The organism is Pseudomonas sp. IT-P395 (genome assembly GCF_949767675.1).
Classification (GTDB): Bacteria; Pseudomonadota; Gammaproteobacteria; order Pseudomonadales; family Pseudomonadaceae; genus Aquipseudomonas.
The window spans coordinates 1-19,917 of the sequence record NZ_CATKPW010000001.1; the positions used below are offsets into that span (position 1 = coordinate 1).

The 19,917-nt window shown below is 59.4% G+C and carries 14 protein-coding genes and 1 tRNA gene; 6 read left to right on the plus strand and 9 right to left on the minus strand.

From position 1 onward, the window contains the following. Positions 1–2,027, plus strand: a 2,027-nt coding sequence (locus ACM6IN_RS00005; RefSeq protein ID WP_414915117.1) for a YncE family protein, incomplete at its 5' end; no start/stop codon positions are given. A gap of 679 nt (positions 2,028–2,706) precedes the next feature. Further along, positions 2,707–3,066 carry a DUF6124 family protein gene (locus ACM6IN_RS00010; RefSeq protein WP_414915118.1) on the plus strand — a complete coding sequence of 120 codons (360 nt, stop codon included), beginning with the start codon at positions 2,707–2,709 and terminating at the stop codon, positions 3,064–3,066. A gap of 276 nt (positions 3,067–3,342) precedes the next feature. Here the strand turns inward: ACM6IN_RS00010 and ACM6IN_RS00015 are convergent. The 7 genes from ACM6IN_RS00015 to fdnG all read right to left on the minus strand — a co-directional run bounded on the left by ACM6IN_RS00015 (position 3,343) and on the right by fdnG (position 12,414). Next, positions 3,343–3,438: transfer RNA gene (locus ACM6IN_RS00015), tRNA-Sec, on the minus strand. A 6-nt stretch (positions 3,439–3,444) separates the two neighbouring features. After that, the gene (gene selB, locus ACM6IN_RS00020; RefSeq protein WP_414915227.1) at positions 3,445–5,361 is read right to left on the minus strand and encodes a selenocysteine-specific translation elongation factor; all 1,917 of its coding nucleotides are present in this window, start codon (positions 5,359–5,361) and stop codon (positions 3,445–3,447) included. Beyond that, complete coding sequence (gene selA, locus ACM6IN_RS00025; RefSeq protein ID WP_414915228.1) at positions 5,358–6,761, minus strand: L-seryl-tRNA(Sec) selenium transferase; 1,404 nt, start codon at positions 6,759–6,761, stop codon at positions 5,358–5,360. The genes selB and selA overlap by 4 nt, the downstream gene beginning before the upstream one ends. A gap of 45 nt (positions 6,762–6,806) precedes the next feature. After that, positions 6,807–7,733: a formate dehydrogenase accessory protein FdhE gene (fdhE, locus tag ACM6IN_RS00030; protein ID WP_414915119.1), complete on the minus strand. Its 927-nt coding sequence runs from the start codon at positions 7,731–7,733 to the stop codon at positions 6,807–6,809. A gap of 3 nt (positions 7,734–7,736) precedes the next feature. After that, positions 7,737–8,402: a formate dehydrogenase subunit gamma gene (locus tag ACM6IN_RS00035; RefSeq protein WP_414915120.1), complete on the minus strand. Its 666-nt coding sequence runs from the start codon at positions 8,400–8,402 to the stop codon at positions 7,737–7,739. Continuing rightward, positions 8,399–9,334: a formate dehydrogenase subunit beta gene (gene fdxH / locus ACM6IN_RS00040; protein WP_414915121.1), complete on the minus strand. Its 936-nt coding sequence runs from the start codon at positions 9,332–9,334 to the stop codon at positions 8,399–8,401. Before fdxH ends, ACM6IN_RS00035 begins: the two co-directional genes overlap by 4 nt. A 14-nt stretch (positions 9,335–9,348) precedes the next feature. After that, positions 9,349–12,414 carry a formate dehydrogenase-N subunit alpha gene (fdnG, locus tag ACM6IN_RS00045; protein ID WP_414915122.1) on the minus strand — a complete coding sequence of 1,022 codons (3,066 nt, stop codon included), beginning with the start codon at positions 12,412–12,414 and terminating at the stop codon, positions 9,349–9,351. 334 nt (positions 12,415–12,748) lie between these two features. On the opposite strand from fdnG, the gene ACM6IN_RS00050 reads away from it, so the two are divergent. The 4 genes from ACM6IN_RS00050 (at position 12,749) to ACM6IN_RS00065 (ending at position 16,957) form a co-directional block, all read left to right on the plus strand. Further along, positions 12,749–13,903 carry a MalY/PatB family protein gene (locus ACM6IN_RS00050; protein ID WP_414915123.1) on the plus strand — a complete coding sequence of 385 codons (1,155 nt, stop codon included), beginning with the start codon at positions 12,749–12,751 and terminating at the stop codon, positions 13,901–13,903. Between the two features lie 208 nt (positions 13,904–14,111). Continuing rightward, positions 14,112–14,969, plus strand: a complete 858-nt coding sequence (locus ACM6IN_RS00055; protein WP_414915124.1) for a glucose 1-dehydrogenase — start codon at positions 14,112–14,114, stop codon at positions 14,967–14,969. A 160-nt stretch (positions 14,970–15,129) separates the two neighbouring features. Beyond that, the gene (locus tag ACM6IN_RS00060) at positions 15,130–16,473 is read left to right on the plus strand and encodes a cation:proton antiporter (RefSeq protein WP_414915125.1); all 1,344 of its coding nucleotides are present in this window, start codon (positions 15,130–15,132) and stop codon (positions 16,471–16,473) included. A 187-nt stretch (positions 16,474–16,660) separates the two neighbouring features. Beyond that, positions 16,661–16,957, plus strand: coding sequence for a hypothetical protein (locus ACM6IN_RS00065; RefSeq protein ID WP_095113281.1), 297 nt, complete (start codon positions 16,661–16,663; stop codon positions 16,955–16,957). A 421-nt stretch (positions 16,958–17,378) separates the two neighbouring features. Here the strand turns inward: ACM6IN_RS00065 and ACM6IN_RS00070 are convergent, their stop codons facing one another. Beyond that, on the minus strand, positions 17,379–17,915 hold the full coding sequence (locus ACM6IN_RS00070; RefSeq protein ID WP_007914867.1) for a hypothetical protein: 537 nt from the start codon (positions 17,913–17,915) through the stop codon (positions 17,379–17,381). Between the two features lie 56 nt (positions 17,916–17,971). Next, positions 17,972–19,912, minus strand: coding sequence for a PAS domain S-box protein (locus ACM6IN_RS00075; RefSeq protein WP_414915126.1), 1,941 nt, complete (start codon positions 19,910–19,912; stop codon positions 17,972–17,974). Positions 19,913–19,917: the final 5 nt, after the last annotated feature.

The window sequence follows — 19,917 nt, forward strand, 5'->3', positions numbered from 1 at the left end:
GCAATGAAGGCGGAACGGTCGAGGTCAAATACGAGATCAAACGCGCGGCGGGCGGGACGAGTTATTCGGATACGTTGAAGTTCAGTGTCGGCGTGGCGCTGGATCTGACAGAGCCGAAGATCAAGCAAGCCCCGAACGACAGCAGCCTCGACCCGCTCAATGCTCAGAGCGCACTGACGGCGGTGATCAACTATGTCGGCATGCTGGTCGGTGACAAGATTATCGTCCGCTGGATCGGCGCTACCGGAACGTTGCCTGCCGGCTCACACACCACGGATCCATGGCCGGTCACCACTGTCGGCCCGCAAGAAATACCGCTGGCCGTTTCGGTGCTTGCGTTCAACCTCGCCAAGTCAATCACGCTGAACTACTCCGTGACACGCGCCACCCAGGATCCGAAAGACTCGCGGACTCTTACGCTGGCGGTGTTGCAACTGCGCGTGGATCTTTCGCATTCGCCGAAGATTATTCAGGCCGCCGGCGGTGGTGACGGCACTGAGCTGGATGTGTCGACGCTCACTGCTGCGGCCACTCTTCGTGGCGGTTTCTGGCCGCACATCGCCAGTGGCCAGCGTGTCTGGATGGAGATACAGGGCACCAAAAAAGATGATACCGAGTACAAGCGCGTAGTGTGGAGAGGGTCAGGTAATGCCGTGAACGGGACCTGGATATCGCAAGGTTATCTCGATGCATCCTTGCCTTTGGCTGACCTGCAGTCGTTAAAGGATCTCAGCCCACTCAACGTGTCTTTCATGGCAACTCCGGACCGCAGCATGGATGAAAACCTGGCGCTGAGTTTTCCGCTGCGCACGTATATCGTCAAGGCCATGGAGCCTTATGTACTGAGCTTTACAGACGCTATTTATACTATTGCCCCTGCTGCACGCCTTAGAGATGTGCGGCTACAGTTACGAACTGCTGTCGATGGCATCGCAGTTCCGAATACTCCGGTCTGCTTGACGCTACCAGAGGGGTTTACATTTGCCGACGGAAGTGGCCAGTCACGCACCTTTCATACGGATTTAGCAGGTGACATTAATGTCAGCAGAATAAAAGGTCATGCTAATCCTGGAAAATACAGCCTAACTGCAAGAGTCAACAACTTCCTTGCCCAAGCATCAGTTGACATTCGAACTCCTGGGACTTCTGGAAAAATCATCTTAAACAACTCTGCGGTGTGGCTAGATATGACTCCAGACGGCCTGGAGCTATATGTAACTATTGCTGACACGAGAGAAGTTGTGATCATTGACACACAATCACTAGTCATTGTTGAAACTTTGAAAACGGATACATATCCATGCACTGTTGCTATAAGTTCGGATGGCGCTTACGCCTATCTGACAAATTTCGACGAAACCTCCGTCGATCGTTTCAACGTCCAAACTCGATCACTAGTCAATAGACTAAACATTGAAGCCGTTCCCCATTCCCACTCTGTCGTATTTGCCCCCGACAACTCGCGCGCATACATGACTTGTCGGGGATCTTCAGCGGTGGCAGAAATCGATATGCAAAGTCAGACTGAGATAAATCGCATTTCGGTCGGGTCTTGTCCTAACCACATTATTATCAACCCATCAGGTGATCGACTCTACGTCTCAAATGCAAACTCTAATACCGTCTCGGTGATTGATCGTAGGGATTTGTCAGTGATCGCAGAAATCCCGGTAAATCCAGCGCCCTATGTATTGACGATGCATCCCGATAGAAAGCGAATTCTGGTATGCAGCCTTCTACTGCCCAAGGTGGATATTATCGACATAGAATCGTTTTCAGTAATCGGTACGATTACTGTGCAAGCGTATCCGTACGGAACCGTCGTTAGTCCGAACGGCCAGCGTATTTACATATGCAATAGGGGCTCCACGATGATCTCAGTCGTAGACGCGTCCACTCTTGAGGTCATTGATACACTTCAGGTAGAAGCCCAACCCATTAGTCTGACCTTCAGCCCGGATGGAAAGCTGCTATTTGTATGCCACCATGCATCAAATGAGGTTTTAGTACTTGAAATTAATCAATAAATAGCTTGAAGGGAAAAGTGGACGCATTTATTTACCAGCCCTTCCTTCAAAGCAAACTTTTGATATCCAGAGCGGGCTCACAGCTACCGCAAGAAGCCTTCCAGCTTTTGCCAATGATTTAAACAGAGGGGTTTTAATCGTGAGTTTTCTACTGAACTCAAAAGATAAGGGGACGAAAAGATAAGGGGACGGATTTATTTAACAAGTGAGTTAAACAGCGGGCTTGATCGAGATTTTTTGCTGACCGGGATGGCCCTTTCGCGAGCAAGCTCGCTCCCACAGGGAAACGCATTTCAAATGTGGGAGCGAGCTTGCTCGCGAAGGGGCCAGTGAAGTCAGCGCAAATCGCTTTTTAAACTCAGGCGTTTAAAAGACACCTCCAGACACGCCTTCGAGGCTACACATCCTTGCGCCATTGCCTACAGCTACGCCAGAATCCGCCGGCTTGTGCGCTTTGGGGGCGGGTTCTATTGTGGGTCGGTCGCTGATTGTCAGTGATCGGGTTTAGCAGCCCGGGGTTTTCTCTAGACGCATAAAGTCCGTTGCCGTTATGGCGGCTTTGCGTGGGGCACTTCGGTGCGCCGGGTTCTAGAGTCCTGGTCTGCTAACCCGCGTACAGCCGCCACCTCCTTCGTTAGCAGCGAACGGTGGTAGCTTCATTACTCTAGAGGCTTTACCGATGATAAAACCAACACCCAACCCGCCTGAAACCGACCTCGCCTCCCCCTACGAATCCCACGACTCCAAAAAACTCAACGACGCCGCCGAACGTGCGCTTGATCACTATCTCTGTCCACCCGGTTCGACCCCACCGCCGCGTAAGACCCGCAGGATGTACGCCGTTACCGCAGACTTCAAAAACGAGGAACTGCTGGCCGACGCCAGCGAAACTCTCGCCTCCGCCAGAACCATCGCCCATGACTTCGCCCACCTCATACCCGCGTCGCAGCGCAGAACGCTGCTGGGTATTGCGCAACTGATCATGCTGGGGGAGCTGGCGGTGAATCGGGTGATGGATAATCTGCAGTTGCCGCAGTAGCGGCCCTCGATGATCGTTCCCGCGCTCTGCGTGGGAATGCCTCAACGGACGCTCCGCGTTCGGCTCTGGATGGGACGCAGAGCGTCCCTGGCTGCATTCCTTTACTGCGCGTGGGAATGATCAACATAAAAACCGTTGCCCCGTTTGAATCGTGACTAAACGGGGCCAGACCAGGTCTTTCAAGCATTCCGAACCAAAAGATCGCAGCCTTCGGCAGCTCCTACACCGGTCTATGTAGGAGCTGCCGAAGGCTGCGATCTTTTGATCTTGGCAAACTGGCGGAAGGCAGCCGGAGTCGAACCTGCCCGGGAACGGATGCCGTCCCCAACCGGGTTTGAAGCCCGGCCGCGCCACCGGGCGCGATTGCCTTCCTTGAACTTATTGTGCGCAGGCGTGGGCCAGCGCGTTGTCGGGGCGGATCTGGCGGGATTCGCCTATGCGTCGGGTCAGGCCGACGCGGTCGAAATATTCCAGATACTGAATGCAGCGTTTGCGACCCAAGCCTAGCGCATCACGGAAGGTTGTCACCTGGATCTGCGGATTTTCCCTGGCCAGTTGGAGCAACACGTTGGCCATTTGGCGCAGTTGCACGTCACTCAAGAACAGGTCGCGTACCACTTGATGCATCAGACCGAGCCGCGCCAGTTTGCGCAGCAGCAGGCGCACGACGGCGTCGTCCTGACCGAGCATTTTCGCGATGTCGCGCACCCATGGCGGGTCGAAACCGGCCTGTTCGAACAGCGGTTGCAGTTGCAGCCAGAGGCTTTCGTCCTCAGCATTCAAGCGCACTTGATGATCCGGCAAATGCAGCCACGGCCCGCTTGCCTGAATCGATCCGGCGGTGAGCAATTCATCCAGCAAACTGACAAACGTCGAGCGCTCCAATGCCAAGCCGCTGAAGCGGCGCAGGCGATCGCGATCCGGGCCCATCTGGTCGGGCTCCAGTTCATGGAACTGCGCGAGTTGTTCCAGCAGAGTGAACTTCAGTTGTGCCCAGCGCTGCACGTTAAACAGCACCTTGCCTTGGCGCGTGTCGATCAGGCGTACGTTTTCCGCTAATGCCCACGTCGAGCGCGGGCGATTGAACTGACGTTCGAGCCTCAGCGGGTCGAGACCGCCCGCACTGTAGTTGAGCAACACGGGCAGGACCTGTTCGAACTCGTCGCCCGAGACCAAGGAGCGCAATTGCGCTAGACGTTCCGGGCTACGACGCTGTCGCGCCGGGGCGAACGGGTCGAGGACCTGGCCGCCGCCCAAGGTGCGTTGTGCGCTCTGGTCGCGCAGGATCAGCCGATCACCTTTCACCGCGTGCACCGGCGCATTGATCAGCAGTTGCGCGAACATGTGTTCGCCGGGACTGAGGCGCGGGCCTTCGAGCAACGCCACCCGTGCAATCACATCCTGCGTGCCGAGGTGCACGTGCACCGGGTGGAAGTGTTCGAAAGTGCGTTCACCGGGTAACAGTTGAAAGTCGATGTCGACCCGCTGCGTCGGCGCGTGCAGCCACTCGCTGAGTAACCACTGGCCGCGATGGATCTGCGCCAGTTCAAGGCGTTCGCCGCTGAGGTTCAACGCCACTCGCTGGCCGGCAAAGGCCTGTTCGGCGGGTTGATTTTGGGCGTGCAAACCTCGCACCCGCACCGATTTCCCCGAAGGCCCGAGGATGAGCTTGTCGCCGATGGCAACCGTGCCCGACAACGCCGTGCCGGTCACCACAATGCCGGCACCGGTAACGCTGAACGCGCGGTCGATGGCCAAACGAAAACCACCTTCACGGCTGCGTTCGTGCACTTCGTTTTGCGTCTGCACCAGCAGCTCGCGCAAGGCCTCAACGCCCTGCCCGCTCAGGCTCGACACTGTCAGGATCGGCGCCTCGGCAAACGGCCCCGGAGCGAGCAGGTCCAGCACCTGCCGCTGCACCTCTTCCACCCTGCCCGCCTCGGCCCGGTCGCATTTGGTGATCGCCACCAAAGCGCGCGGGATGCCGAGCAATTCGACAATCGCCAGATGCTCGCGGGTCTGCGGCATCACGCCGTCATCGGCGGCAACTACCAGCAACACCAAGTCGATGCCTTGCGCGCCGGCGAGCATGTTGTGGGTGAATTTCTCGTGGCCGGGGACGTCGATAAACCCGGTCAGGCCGGCGCCGGGTGCGAGTTCGGCATAGAGATAGCCAAGGTCGATGGTCATCCCCCGCTCGCGCTCCTGCGGGCGGCGATCGCCGGTTTGTCCGGTCAGGGCTTGCAGCAACGAGGTCTTGCCGTGGTCGATGTGCCCCGCCGTGCCGACAATCACGAATCGACCTGCAACTGCGGCAATTGCCCGAGCCACGCCGGCTCATCGTCGAGTTGGCGCAGATCCAGCCACAGTGCATCGTCGTCGATACGACCGAGCACCGGGATCGGCAAGGCGCGCAACGCCGCTTCCAGATTCAACAGGCAACGCCCGCGCAAGCGCTTGGAGACTTGCGGGCGACAACACAACGCTGCACTCGGCAGACGCGCCACCGGTTGGCTGCCGCTGCCGATCATGCCCAAGGCGTGCACGGCGCTGATATGCCAGGTTTCCCCCAACACTTCAGCCAGCGCCGGTTGCAACCGTGCAGCCTGGGCGAAGATCTCAGCCTGCGGGCGGGTCAACAGGCGCAGACTCGGCAGACGTTCAGCGAGGCGATCGGGATCACGATACAACCCGAGCACCGCTTCCAGCGCCGCCAAAGTCAACTTGTCCACCCGCAGCGCGCGTTTCAACGGGTTCTTCTTGATCTTCGCGATCAGCTCTTTACGCCCGACGATCAACCCGGCCTGCGGGCCACCGAGCAATTTGTCGCCGCTGAAGGTGACGATATCCGCGCCATCCAGCAGCGCCTGACGCACTGTCGGTTCGTCCGGTAACCCCCAACGGGTCAGATCCAGCAGGCTGCCGCTGCCCAGGTCTTCCAGCAACGGCAAGCCGTGTCGATGGGCCAGCTCGGCCAGTTCAGCAGTCGGCACGCGAGCGGTAAAACCTTCGATGCTGTAGTTGCTCGCATGCACGCGCATGATCAAACCGCTGCGTGGGTTGATCGCCGCTTCATAGTCGCGAGCGTGGGTGCGATTGGTCGTGCCGACTTCGTGCAGACGCACACCGGCACGGGCCATGATGTCGGGGATGCGGAAGGCGCCGCCGATTTCGATCAGCTCGCCACGGGAAATGATGCCTTCCTTGCGCGCGCCCAGACTGTTGAGCGTCAGCAGCACGGCGGCGGCATTGTTGTTGACCACGGTAACGGCTTCGGCGCCGGTCAGTTCGCGGATCAGGCTTTCAATCAGATCATCACGATCACCGCGTTTGCCGCTGGCCAGATCGAATTCCAGATTGAGCGGATAACGCGCGGCCATTTGCACGGCGTCGATGGCTTCGTCCGGCAACAAGGCGCGGCCCAGATTGGTGTGCAAGACGGTGCCGGTGAGGTTGAACACGCGGCGTACGTTGCTGCGCTGTTGCTGGGCCAGACGTTCACCGACGCGGCCGGCAAGCACTTCGGGGCTGATTTCGACGGCTGACAATTGCCCGTTCAACACGCTGGAACGCAGTTCATCGAGCAACTGACGCAAACTTGCCAGCAGCGACTCACGGCCGTGACGCTCAAGTAAAGGCCCACACGCAGGATGACGCAACAGACCATCAATGGAAGGTAACCGCAGGGACATCAGCCACTCCTGGAGACAGATCACTGCGCCAGAGTGTAGACGCTCAGTTCATTCGTCTCCCGGTGCCAGCAACAGATTCGGTGCCAGCCGCTGATAACCGTCCTGCGCCAGGCGCATGTCCAGCAACAAACTGGTGAGATCCGCCGACAACGCCTCGGCATCGGCATCGTTTTCCAGATACACCAGTTTCAAATAGCTGTTACAACCCGGACAGACCTCCGCCCGCAGCGGTGCCTGATTTGCAGCGTGGCGATCGTCCTCGAGGCTCAGATAATCAAGCCCTTTGCTCGACTCGCAATACACGCACTTGACCCGCACCACATGCCATTCGCAGGCACACAGCGAACACACCAGATAACGCAAACCATTGTGCTTGCCGCGATGGCGAATGACCCCGGCCATCGCCGGTGAACCGCACGCCGGGCATTGACTGAGGCTGTCACCGGGTTTGAGTTGCAGATTCGGAGCGCTTAGCAGCCAGTGACTCCAGGCCACTTGCAGCGCTGCGCCGAGAAACGGCACCAGTTGCGCCGGTACCATCGAATATTGACCACTGACCAACGCCACGGCCCATGCGCGTAACTGGCCGGAACTGGCGACCCGCAACGTCGTCACCGCATCAATGACGGCAGGTTGCTCAGCAGGTTCATAACGCTGCAGCAAAGCTTCAAGGTAAGCCTGCCAGCCCTCTTCGCGCACCAACGTATCGGCGGCAAACGGCGGCAAACCATGCTGCTGACAGGCTTCAATCCGTTGTTGATCGAACGGCGCCGTCAACGGTGGATCGTCGAAAACCTGCTGCTGCACCCGGCACAATCCGGCAATCAGTCGCAGGTATTCAGCCAGCGCATGCCCCTCGGCCAGTTGCTCCAGTCGATCAGCCCGCAGCGCAAACAGGTTCGAAGGCGGCAGATGCAGAAACGGCGGCGAACTCGCCGCCGCTTCAATTTCCCCAGGTTCCAGAATGGTTGGCAAGAGTCAGCCCTTTTTGGTGATCGGTCGTTCCGGCACATCCGGTTGGCGTTCGTCGCGGGTGATGTCGCGATACCAGAGTTCATGGTGTTTCTTCGCCCAGGCGCGGCTGACCCAGCCATGCATCATCGCGTCGACCGAGCCCTTGATCCACAGCCCGGCGTAGATGTGAATGATGATGCTCAGCACCAGAATAAACCCGGCCAGCGCATGCAGGAGCATCGCCCAGCGAATCACGGTGATGCCGAAATACGCACTGAACCAGGCGCGCCAGATCACCAGCCCGGTAAACAGCAAACCGAGCATGCACAGCAGTAAAGTCCAGAACAGCAGCTTCTGCCCGGCGTTGTATTTGCCCACCGGCGGCACGCTTTCTTCATCGTTGACCAGCACCCGGTCAATGCGGCGCATCCACTTGCCGTCGTTGCTGATGAAGAAGTTGGCACGCCAGAAACTCAGTACCAGTCCGAGGAAAAACACGAACATGGCGATGCCCATGTACGGATGCAGAATCCGCGTCCACGGCCCGCCGCCGAACAGGTTGCTGAGCCAGAACAACGACGGATGAAACAACGCCAGCCCGGACAGCCCGGCCATGAAAAACAGGATTGCCACCAGCCAGTGATTGGTGCGCTGGTTGGCGGTGTAACGCAGGATCGTCTTGTTGCTCATGGCCGCTCCTCCCCGCGTGGATCGAAGGTGTGCACTGCCGGATCGACGACGTGCACCGAGGTGTCGGGTGGTGTCGGGTGTTCATCCTCTTCCACCCGATTCGGGCCGATACGCACGTAATGGAAGAACCCGGCCAGCACCGCGGCGCCCATGGCCAACAGGCCCAAGGGTTTGCTGATGCCTTTCCACAGGCCCACCAACGGGCTGATCGCCGGATCCTGCGGCAGATTGGCGTAGATCGTCGGCGTGTCGGCGTGGTGCAGCACGTACATCACATGCGTGCCGCCGACACCTGCCGGGTCATACAGACCAGCGCTTTCGAAGCCACGGCTTTTCAGGTCGACGATGCGTTCGGCGGCATGTTCCTTCATGTCTTCTTTGGTGCCGAACACAATGGCCCCGGTCGGGCAGGTTTTCACGCAGGCCGGTTCCAGCCCTACCGCCACGCGATCGGAACACAAGGTGCACTTGTAGGCTTTGTGATCCTTCTGCGAAATGCGCGGAATGTTGAACGGGCAACCGGTGATGCAATAACCGCAACCGATGCAGTGATCCTGATCGAAATCGACGATGCCGTTGGCGTGTTTGATGATCGCGCCGGGGCTTGGGCACGCCGCCAGGCAACCGGGCTCGGCGCAGTGCATGCAGCCGTCCTTGCGGATCAGCCACTCGAGGTTGCCGGCGTCGGTTTCATGCTCGGTGAAGCGCATCAACGTCCAGGTTTCGGCGCTCAGATCCTGCGGGTTGTCGTAGGTGCCGTGGTTGTGGCCGACTTCGTCGCGCAGCTCGTTCCATTCCGAGCAGGCGACCTGACAGGCCTTGCAGCCGATGCATTTGGTGGTGTCGATCAGCTTGGCCACCGCCTCCTGATTCCTCACCGATGGCGGCACGGTGGTAGTGGCCGAGCGGGCAATGATGTCTTGGCTGGCCATTTAAAGATTCTCCATTAGAGCTTCTCCACGTTGACCAGGAATGACTTGGATTCCGGGGTCTGTGTGTTGCCATCGCCGAGGAACGGCACCAAGGTGTTGGTCAGATAACCGTGACGCGTCAAACCGGTGAACCCCCAGTGCAGCGGGATGCCGATCTGATGCACGACCTGGCCGTTGACCTGCAACGGCCGGATCCTTTTCGTCACCACTGCCACCGCTTCGATAAAGCCGCGCTTGCAACTGACGCGTACGCGATCACCGGCAGCAATGCCCTTCTCTTTCGCCAGCACTTCGCCGATTTCGACGAACTGCTCCGGTTGAGCAATTGCGTTCAACTTGCAGTGCTTGCTCCAGAAGTGGAAATGCTCGGTCAACCGGTAGCTGGTGCCGGCGTACGGGAAGTCCTTGGCCTCGCCGAGGGTTTCCCAGACCGAATCGAAGATCCGCGCCGCCGGGTTGCTGGTGGCTTTCTTGTTTTGCGGGTGCAGCGGGTTGATGCCGATCGGCGTTTCGAACGGCTCGTAGTGCTCGGGGAATGGTCCTTCGTTCATCTTGTCGACGGCGAAGAATCGCGCCACGCCTTCGGGGTTCATGATGAACGGGTTCATTCCGGCTTCCGGTGGTACGTCGGCCTTATAGTCCGGCACGTCGGTGCCGCCCCAGGCTTTGCCGTTCCACCACACCAGGCGTTTTTTCGGGTCCCACGGTTTACCGGCGACATCTGCCGAAGCGCGGTTATAGAGAATCCGCCGGTTGGCCGGCCAGGCCCATGCCCAGCCCAAATGCTGATGCATGCCGAACGGATCGGCGTTGTCGCGGCGGGCCATCTGGTTGCCGGCCTCGGTCCAACTGCCGGCGAAGATCCAGCAGCCAGACGCGGTGCTGCCGTCATCTTTGAGCAAGCCGAATCCGGCCAGTTGCGAGCCGGCCTTGACCGCAACGCCGGTGGCATCGGTGAAATCGGCCACGGCGCTGCCGTTGATTTCCTTGGCCAACTCTTCCGGCGAAGGCTCGTCGGGGATCTTGTACGGCCACGTCAGTTTCAGCAGCGGATCGGGGAATTTGCCGCCCTCGGCCTGATAACGCTTGCGCAGGCGCAGGAACAATTCGCTCATGATGCGGATGTCGGTCTGCGCCTCGCCCGGGCCATCGGCACCTTTCCAGTGCCATTGCAGCCAGCGACTGCTGTTGACCAGCGAGCCGTCCTCTTCGGCAAAACAAGTGGTCGGCAGGCGAATGACTTCGGTCTGGATCTCGGCGCTTTTCACGTCGTTGTAAGGCCCGACGTTGTGCCAGAACTCCGAAGTTTCGGTAGCCAGCGGGTCCATCACCACCAGCCATTTCAGCTTGGCTAGTGCGCCCATCACGCGGTTCTTGTCCGGTAGTGCCGCGATCGGATTGAAGCCTTGGCAGAAGTAGCCGTTGACCTTGCCCTGGCTCATCAGGTCGAACATCTTCAGGACGTCGTAGTTGGGGATGTCGAGTTTCGGCAAATGGTCGTAGCACCAATTGTTCTCGACGGTGGCGTTGGCGCCGTACCACGACTTCATCAGGCTGACGTGGAACTTGCTGTAGTTCTGCCAGTAGGAAAGCTGTCCGGGTCTAAGCGGAACCTGCGTGCGTTTGTGGATGAACTGGGCGTAATCCTGCTCCATGTCGCTGCCCAGGGTCAGGTAGCCCGGCAGTGCGTTGGAGAGTAAGCCAAGGTCGGTCAGTCCCTGAATGTTCGAGTGACCGCGCAAGGCATTGACGCCACCGCCCGGCATGCCGACGTTGCCCAGCAGCAGTTGCACCATCGCCGCGCTGCGGATGATCTGCGCGCCGATCGAGTGCTGCGTCCAGCCGAGGGCGTAGAGAATCGTCATGGTCTTGCCCGGGATCGAGCAGGTGGCGATCTCTTCCCAGATTTTCTGCATGGCGTCGACCGGCATGCCGCAGATCTGGCTGGCGAGGTCGATGTTGTAGCGGCTGTAATGCTGCTTCATCAATTGATAGACGCAACGCGGATCCTGCAGAGTCGGGTCGACTCTGACGAAACCGTCCTCGCCCAGTTCGTAACCCCAGCCGGACTTGTCGGTGTAGCTGCGTTTGGCGACGTCGTAACCGCTGAAGATGCCGTCTTCGAAGCCATAGCCTGCTTTGACGATGAACGACACGTCGGTGTAGTTGCGCACGTATTCGTGCTGAATCTTGTCCTCGGTCAGCAGGTAATTGATCAAACCGCCCATGAAGGCAATGTCGGTGCCAGTGCGGATCGGCGCGTAATAGTCGGCCACCGAAGCGGTCCGGGTAAAACGCGGATCAACCACGATCAGCCGCGCAGCGTTGTGCGCCTTGGCCTCGGTCACCCATTTGAAGCCGCACGGATGCGCTTCTGCGGCGTTGCCACCCATCACCAGGATCAGATTCGCGTTGGCGATATCGGTCCAGGTATTGGTCATGGCACCACGGCCGTACGTCGGGGCAAGACTTGCCACCGTCGGGCCGTGTCAGACACGCGCCTGGTTATCGAACCCCAGCATGCCGAGACTGCGAATCACCTTCTGGGTGATGTAACCGGCTTCGTTGGACGCCGCCGACGCGGCGAGGAACCCGGTGCTCAGCCAGCGATTCACCGTTTGCCCGTTGGCATTTTTTTCGATGAAGTTGGCGTCGCGATCGGTCTTCATCAGGTCGGCGATGCGGTCGAGCGCTTCGTCCCAACTGATCCGCGTCCATTCACTGCTGCCCGGCTTGCGGGTTTGCGGGTAGAGCAAACGGCCGGGGCTGTGAATGAAGTCGAGCAGGCCTGCGCCTTTCGGGCAGAGGGTGCCGCGGTTGACCGGGTGGTCGGCGTCGCCCTCGATGTGAATGATGCTTTGCGCTACGTTCTTCGCGGTGTCGCCCTGGCTGTACATGATCAAACCGCAGCCGACCGAGCAATACGGGCAGGTGTTGCGGGTTTCATGGGTGTGGGCAAGCTTGAAGTGGCGCACCTGCTCGGCGAAGGCTGGCGTCGGGGCCATGCCCAACGCGCCCAGGCTCGAGCCTGCAAGGCCGATACCGGCGACCTTGAAGAACTGACGACGGCTGAGATCCATCGTGCACTCCTGATCAGGTGGAACCCGGTACTGCTGCCGGGTTTTATCTGGACAATCACGGTTGCGGCAAACGTCTGCCGACCTTTTCACTGTAGACAATGACCACACGATATGTGTGAAAACCGACCGTCGGCCGTTTGTCGGCACTCCTGCTAACAACCGCAAACCCTGTGGGAGCTGGCTTGCCAGCGATGACGTCGGCTCCTCCAACAATGATGGTGACTGACCCACCGCTATCGCTGGCAAGCCAGCTCCCACAGGGTTTGAGTGTGTTTCCAAAGGGACATGGGTTTATCATGCCCGCAGGACCAATCCCGCCTTCACGAGACCGCGCATGACTTTCGATTTTGATCAGGTATTCGACCGCCACAACACCGGCAGCACCAAGTGGAGCCGCTATTCGGCCGATGTGTTGCCGATGTGGGTCGCTGATATGGATTTCGCCGCGCCACCGGTGGTGATCGAGGCATTGCAGCAACGTTTGCTGCATCCGCTGGTGGGTTACAGCGTGGCGCAGGACAACTTGCGTGAAGCCATCGTCGCCGACCTCTGGGCAAAGTTCGCCTGGAAGGTCAAACCGCAAGAGCTGATCTTCCTGCCGGGAGTCGAGTCGGGCTTCAACATGGCTTTGAAGGCGCTGGTGCAGCCGCAGCAGAACGTTGTGGTGCAAGTGCCAAACTACCCGCCGCTGCGCCACGCGCCGGGGCATTGGGGGTTGAACAAGGTCGAGCTGGAATTCGTCGCGCAGGCTGACGGCACTTACCTGACGCCGCTGGACGTGTTGCGTGAATCGCTGAACGGTGGCGGCGCGCTGCTTCTGAGCAATCCGCACAACCCGATCGGCAAGGTGTTTGGCCGTGAAGAGCTGCAAGCGGTGGCGGACATTTGTGCGGCGCAGGAGGCGTGGATCATCTCCGACGAGATCCACGCCGAGCTGTGCTTCGACGGTCGCGTGCATATTCCGACCGCATCGCTGAGCACGGAGATCGCCGAGCGCACCATCACCCTGATGTCGGCGAGCAAGGCCTACAACATCGCCGGCCTGAAGACCTCGTTCATGATCATTCAGAACGCCGCCCTGCGCGAACGCGTCAATCACGCCCGCTGCGGCATGGTCGACAGCGTCAACCCGCTGGGCATGGAGGCCACCCGCGTCGCTTACAGCGAAGGTGTGCCGTGGCTGGCCGAGCTGAAAACCTACCTGCAAGCCAATCGCGACTGGCTGGTTGAAGCGGTGCGCAGCCGCTTGCCTGGCGTGACCATCAACGTGCCGCAGGGCACCTATCTGGCCTGGCTGGATTGCTCGGCGCTGGACCTGGACAACCCGCAGCAGTTCTTCCTTGAACAGGCCAAAGTGGGGCTGAGCCCGGGTCTGGACTTCGGTGATCAACACCAGCAGTTCGTACGCCTGAACTTCGGCTGCCCGCGCTCGCTGCTGGAAGAAGGCATCGCCCGCATGGAGCGTGCCCTGACTCAGCGCAACACCTGAGAACACCACTAAACCCTGTGGGAGCTGGCTTGCCAGCGATAGCGGTCTGACATTCAACATTAATGTCGACTGATACATTGCTATCGCTGGCAAGCCAGCTCCCACAGGTTCTTTATTCAGTCTGAAGACCGGCGTAAATCCGATCGAACTCACGGCAAACACACCGGGTCAACCGCCCATACAAGCCATGAGCCCTCGGAGACCCGCGATGACTGACTATCCAAAACCACCCTTCCCCGCACAAGCCCAAGCCGTGCCCGGCGCGCAAGGCAAAATGCAGCCCTACCCCGACTGCGGCGAGCAAAGCTACGTCGGCTCCGGGCGGCTGGCCGGCAAGATCGCCCTGATCACCGGCGCCGACAGCGGCATCGGCCGCGCCGTGGCAATCGCCTTCGCCCGTGAAGGCGCCGACGTTGCCATCGCCTACTTGAATGAACATGAAGACGCCCAGGAAACCGCGCGCTGGGTCGAACAGGCCGGGCGCCAATGCCTGCTGTTGCCGGGCGACATCGCGCAAAAAGCCCATTGCCAGGCCTTGGTCGACAAGACCGTTGAACGCTTCGGCCGCATCGATGTGCTGGTCAACAACGCCGCGTTCCAGATGACCCACGAAACCTTCGAAGAAATCCCCGACGAGGAATGGGTGATGACCTTCGACGTCAACATCACCGCAATCTTCCGCTTGTGTCAGGCCGCGATCAAACATATGCGTGCCGGCGCGTCGATCATCAACACCAGTTCGATCAACTCGGACATGCCCAAACCCACCCTGCTCGCCTACGCCACCACCAAAGGCGCGATTGCCAACTTCACCGGCGGTCTGGCGCAGATGCTCGGGCCGAAAGAGATTCGCGTGAACTGCGTGGCACCGGGGCCGATCTGGACGCCGTTGATTGTCTCGACCATGCCCGATGAAGAAGTGCAGAACTTCGGCGGCAACACCCCGCTCGGCCGCCCTGGGCAACCGGTTGAAGTGGCGCCGATCTACGTGCTGCTGGCCTCGGACGAAGCCAGTTACATCACCGGCCAGCGCTATGGCGTGACCGGTGGTAAACCGATGCTGTGAGTAAACGCACTGTAGGAGCTGCCGAAGGCTGCGATCTTTTGATTTGGATGTTAAAAACAAGGTCAAAGGATCGCAGCCTGCGGCAGCTCCTACAGGGGCGGCGTCAGAAGCTAAAGGGTCTCTGCAGGCGGCCGTCATTAATCACTGAGGGCGGCAGATCATGAGTTTTATCGTGTGGGTGGCGGTGCTTGGCGCCGTGCTGTTGACCCTGGCACTGACGTCGTCGTACCTGCGCTGGATGCCGGTCACCACCTCGGCGGTTTGTCTGCTGCTGGGGATAGGCATCGGCCCCAGTGGCCTCGATCTGCTGAAGTTATCCCTGGAAGACGCCTCGCTGTGGATGGAGCACCTGACGGAAGTCGCGGTGCTCTTCTCCCTGTTCGTCTGCGGCCTGAAGCTGCGCCTGCCGCTGCGTGACAAGCGTTGGCGAATCGCCTTTGGCCTCGCCGGGCCAGTGATGGTGCTGACCATTGCCGGGGTTTGTCTGCTGCTGCACTTTGCGTTGAGCTTGCCCTGGGGGCCGTCGCTGTTGATCGGCGCGATTCTGGCGCCGACCGATCCGGTGCTGGCGGCGCTGGTGCAGGTCAACGATGCGCGGGATGTGGACAGCGTGCGTTTCGGCCTGTCGGGTGAGGCCGGGCTGAATGACGGGGTGGCCTTTCCGTTTGTGATTCTCGGCTTGTTGTTGATCCACGGCGATGGCTCTGCCGCCGAGTGGCAGGGTTGGGTCTTGCGCAGCTTGTTGTGGGCGGTACCCGCAGGATTGCTCACCGGTTACTGGATGGGGCGCGGTATCGGTCGGGTGACGCTTTCGCTACGTATCCGCAATGACGACAGCACGCTCAGTCCGAATGACTATCTGGCGTTGTCACTGATCGCCTTGGCCTATGTCGTCGCCGAGGCGATTGGCGGCTATGGCTTTCTGTCGGTGTTTGCTGCCGGGCTGGGCCTGCGTCAGGTCGAAGTGAAATCCACCGGCGCAGGGCAGCCACCCGCCGAGCATCTGGTGCAACCAGTGGTCGGCCACCAGAACGTCGAGCCGCAGCACGCGGTGCACGGCGACACGGAACGGCTGGAGAGTGACCAGGTCGCCGCCGGCATCATGATGGGCGACATGCTGTCATTCGGCGGTCTGGTCGAGCGCGCCATGGAAGTGTTTCTGGTAACCCTGCTCGGCGTGGTGCTGGTGGCGCATTGGGATTGGCGGGCGTTACTGGTGGGCGGCGTGCTGTTCTGCCTGATCCGCCCGGCCTGCGTTGCGTTGATGCCTTGGGGCGCATTGCTGGAGGGACGCCAACGGCTGTTGATTGGTTGGTTCGGCATTCGCGGGATCGGTAGCCTGTTCTATCTGTTTTACGGCTTGAATCACGGGCTGACCGATAGCGTCGCCACCTTGTGTACCGACCTGACCTTGTCGGTGGTGGCGCTGAGCATTTTGTTGCATGGCATCAGCACACAACCGATCCTCGCTCGCTATGAGCAGCACAAGAAACAAAAATCCTGATTTTTAATCCCGAGTTTTATCGACTAATTGATCGAACATTTTTCTGTAAAAAAATGGATCCCTGCTTAATCACCGGCAGTCACAAGCATAACCCCTCGCCGGATACGTCCGGCGAGGCCCGGCAGGTTCGGTTCCCCTGCGGCGCTACGCCTATGAAACGGAATCCTTGAAGAAAAAGGTCACGGTCATGAAAGAATGCTCGACTCCTGCGCAAATCAAGGCTTGCAGAGCACTGGCTCTGGAACGCAATCGTCAATTGTTCGATAACGCCCACACCCTCAATCGAGCGGCCAATGCGCTGCTTGAGGTTGAACATCTGGACATCGAACAATTCGAGCACTACCGAGCGCTGCGCAAGAAAGCCGATTTGATGTTTGAAGATGCCATCGACCATTTGTGTGTCTTGAACGAGGACTTCCCGCCGATTCCGATGTCTTCGCAAAACTCGATGGCGCTGCGTCGAGAGCTTGAAACTGTGGAGTGAGGCAGAAAAGCCCCTCACCCTAGCCCTCTCCCAGAGGGAGAGGGAACTGACCGAGGTGAATGGTCGGGATACGCCGACTTGAGATACCGAGTCGAATGCGGATTTTTGAATACGACGAGGACCGGCTCACTACGCTGCGAACCTTGACAGCCCCTCACCCTAGCCCTCTCCCAGAGGGAGAGGGAACTGACCGAGGTGGATGGTAGAGGTACGCCGACCTGAGATTCCGAGTTGAACGCGGACTTTGGCCTGAGGTACCGAGCCGAACGCAGATTTTGAACAGCACAAAAATCTGCTCCCTTCCCCCTCGCCCCCTTGGGGGAGAGGGCTGGGGTGAGGGGGATCGATCTGAATGGCAACACAAAATCCAAGCGAATGAAAAAGCCCGGCCACATAGGCCGGGCTCTTCCAGAGCTGCCCATCACCCCCCAGGATTGGTCACCTGAATAAACACCGCATAACTCCCCAGCAACACCCAAAACGTCGCAAAGATCCACGGCGTGCGTACCGAAAACAGCAGCGACTTGCGATAACCCTTGTGGCTCGATTCCATCTCGCTGAACAGCGGCGACTCGTCATACGCCAGGCCCATCAGCGGTTCGCTGTGGAGCAAGTGGCTCTGCTTGAAATGCCAGTGATCGATGATGTCGTACGCCGCGCGAATCCCCGGCCAGGCGTTCAGCGAGCTAAGCAACCCGAGGAGTGCCAGAAACGGTGGCACCACCAGCGTGAACAACTTGCCCCACTCCGGGTTGAGGTTGGCCATGCAGGACGCAAAGGCGATCACCAGAAACGATTGCGCCGCCAGATAGGCGTCGGTGCGGTTGGCGAGGATGCTGGTTTCGTACTGGATCTCCCGCCGATAGAAATCCAGCCGTTCCTTGGGTGAGCCGAACATTTTGGCGTTATGTTCGGTCAGGGTTTCTTCAGCAGTGGGCTCGGTCAGTATGCGAGACAAAAAGTGCATGCTCCGGGGTGGGGAAAACCTTTAGAAGTCCCCTTTGGCGCGCAAGTTCAGACGGATTGATCGACGTTTTTTTTCATCGACTGAGCAATGATTGCCACCAGATTCATTTGCGTGAACGGCTTGGGCAGCCGTGGCAGTTGCGCGGCAAAACCTTCCAGACGCTCGGCGTAACCGGTGGCCAGGATGATCGGCAGGTCCGGTTTGAGCACGCGCACGGCATGTGCCAGTTGTGCGCCGCTCATCTGCGGCATGGCCATGTCGGTGATCATCAGGTCGATGACCTCGCCCTGATCGAACAACGCCAGCGCCTGCGCACCGGACGTCGCACTGATCACCCGATGGCCAAGGTCTTCGAGCAGCAGACTGGTGCTGGTCAACACCAGCGAATCGTCATCCACGACCAGCACGCTCAGTCTCGGCACCACCACCGGCTCGGCGTGAGGCAGCGGCGGCTTGTTGGCCATGCCCGCAACGGCCACCGGAATCCACAGTTCCGCCGTAGTGCCCTGGGCCTTTGCACTCTTGAGGATGAAACGGCCACCGAGTTGCTCCATGAAGCCGTGGACCATCGACAGGCCCAGTCCGGTGCCCTTGCCCAGCCCTTTGGTGGTGAAGAACGGATCTCTGGCCGACGCCAGCGTGTGCTCATCCATGCCCTCCCCGCTGTCGATTACGCTGAGGCAGACATAACGCCCCGCTGGCAGGTCCGAATGCCCCAGCTCAAGCACCACTTGCGGTTCGGCAGTGATGTTCACCGTACCTCCATCGGGCATGGCATCGCGGGCGTTGGTTGCCAGGTTAAGCAACGCCAACTCCAACTGATTGGTATCCGCCAGCACCGGCTCGATATCTTCGGGAAACCGCGTATCGATACGAATGCCCGGCCCGAGGGAGCTACGCAGCAACCCGGTGATGCCCTGAACCAATTGCGCAATATCCACCGACTCGGTCTTCAGTTCCTGACGGCGAGCGAACGCCAGCATGCGCTGGGTCAGCGACACGCCGCGCAAAGCGCCTTGAGTGGCGTTCTCCAGCAGGCGGCTGATTTTCGGATCGTCGCCCACGCGTTTGTGCACGATCTCGAGGTTACCGAGAATCACCGTCAGCAAATTATTGAAGTCATGGGCGACGCCGCCGCTGAGTTGGCCGATGGCCTGCATCTTCTGCGCCTGGAACAGCGCTTCACGGGTTTTCTCCAGCGCTTGCTGCGCCAGGTGGGCCTCGGTGATGTCGCGGGTGATTTTGGCGAAACCGAGCAACGTGCCGGTGTCACCACGAATCGCATCGACCACCACATGAGCGAGAAACCGCGTGCCGTCCTTGCGCATGCGCCAGCTCTTGTTTTCAAAGCGGCCTTCGCGGGTGGCGATTTCCAGCGCCCGTTGCGGCTCGCCGAGTTCGCGATCTTCAGGGGTATAAAAGATCGAAAAATGCTGGCCGATGATTTCTTCCGGCAGATAGCCCTTGATTCGCTGCGCGCCCTGGTTCCAGTTGCTGACCCGGCCTTCGGGACTGAGCATGTAGATCGCATAATCAGTGACGCCCTGCACCAGCAAACGGAACTGCTGTTCGCTTTGCTTGAGGGTTTCCTCGGCCATCTTGCGGTCGGTCAGGTCGCGGGTGATCTTGGCGAAGCCGAGCAGCTTGCCGTCGGGATCAATGATCGGATCGATCACCACGTGCGACCAGAAGTTGGTGCCATCCTTGCGCACCCGCCAGCCCTCGCCTTCGAAACGTCCTTCACGGATCGCCGTATCGAGCGCCCGTTGCGGCAGACCGGCGGCGCGATCCTCAGCGGTATAAAAGCGGGAGAAATGTTCGCCGAGGATTTCCGCCTCTTCATAACCCTTGAAGCGTTTGGCGCCGGAATTCCAACTGGTGATGATGCCGTCGGGATCGATCATGTAGATCGCATAGTCGACCACCGCATCGATCAATAGACGAAAACGCATCTCTTCGATCGCCGCGGTCTTGTTTTTCTCGCTCATCACAC

Excerpts from the sequence above, each read along its gene's own strand:
- ACM6IN_RS00010 (WP_414915118.1), top strand. The coding sequence starts at position 2,707 with ATGATAAAACCAACACCCAACCCGCCTGAAACCGACCTCGCCTCCCCC.
- ACM6IN_RS00035 (WP_414915120.1), bottom strand. The coding sequence starts at position 8,402 with ATGAGCAACAAGACGATCCTGCGTTACACCGCCAACCAGCGCACCAAT.
- fdxH (WP_414915121.1), bottom strand. The coding sequence starts at position 9,334 with ATGGCCAGCCAAGACATCATTGCCCGCTCGGCCACTACCACCGTGCCG.
- ACM6IN_RS00050 (WP_414915123.1), top strand. The coding sequence starts at position 12,749 with ATGACTTTCGATTTTGATCAGGTATTCGACCGCCACAACACCGGCAGC.
- ACM6IN_RS00055 (WP_414915124.1), top strand. The coding sequence starts at position 14,112 with ATGACTGACTATCCAAAACCACCCTTCCCCGCACAAGCCCAAGCCGTG.
- ACM6IN_RS00060 (WP_414915125.1), top strand. The coding sequence starts at position 15,130 with ATGAGTTTTATCGTGTGGGTGGCGGTGCTTGGCGCCGTGCTGTTGACC.
- ACM6IN_RS00065 (WP_095113281.1), top strand. The coding sequence starts at position 16,661 with ATGAAAGAATGCTCGACTCCTGCGCAAATCAAGGCTTGCAGAGCACTG.
- ACM6IN_RS00075 (WP_414915126.1), bottom strand. The coding sequence starts at position 19,912 with ATGAGCGAGAAAAACAAGACCGCGGCGATCGAAGAGATGCGTTTTCGT.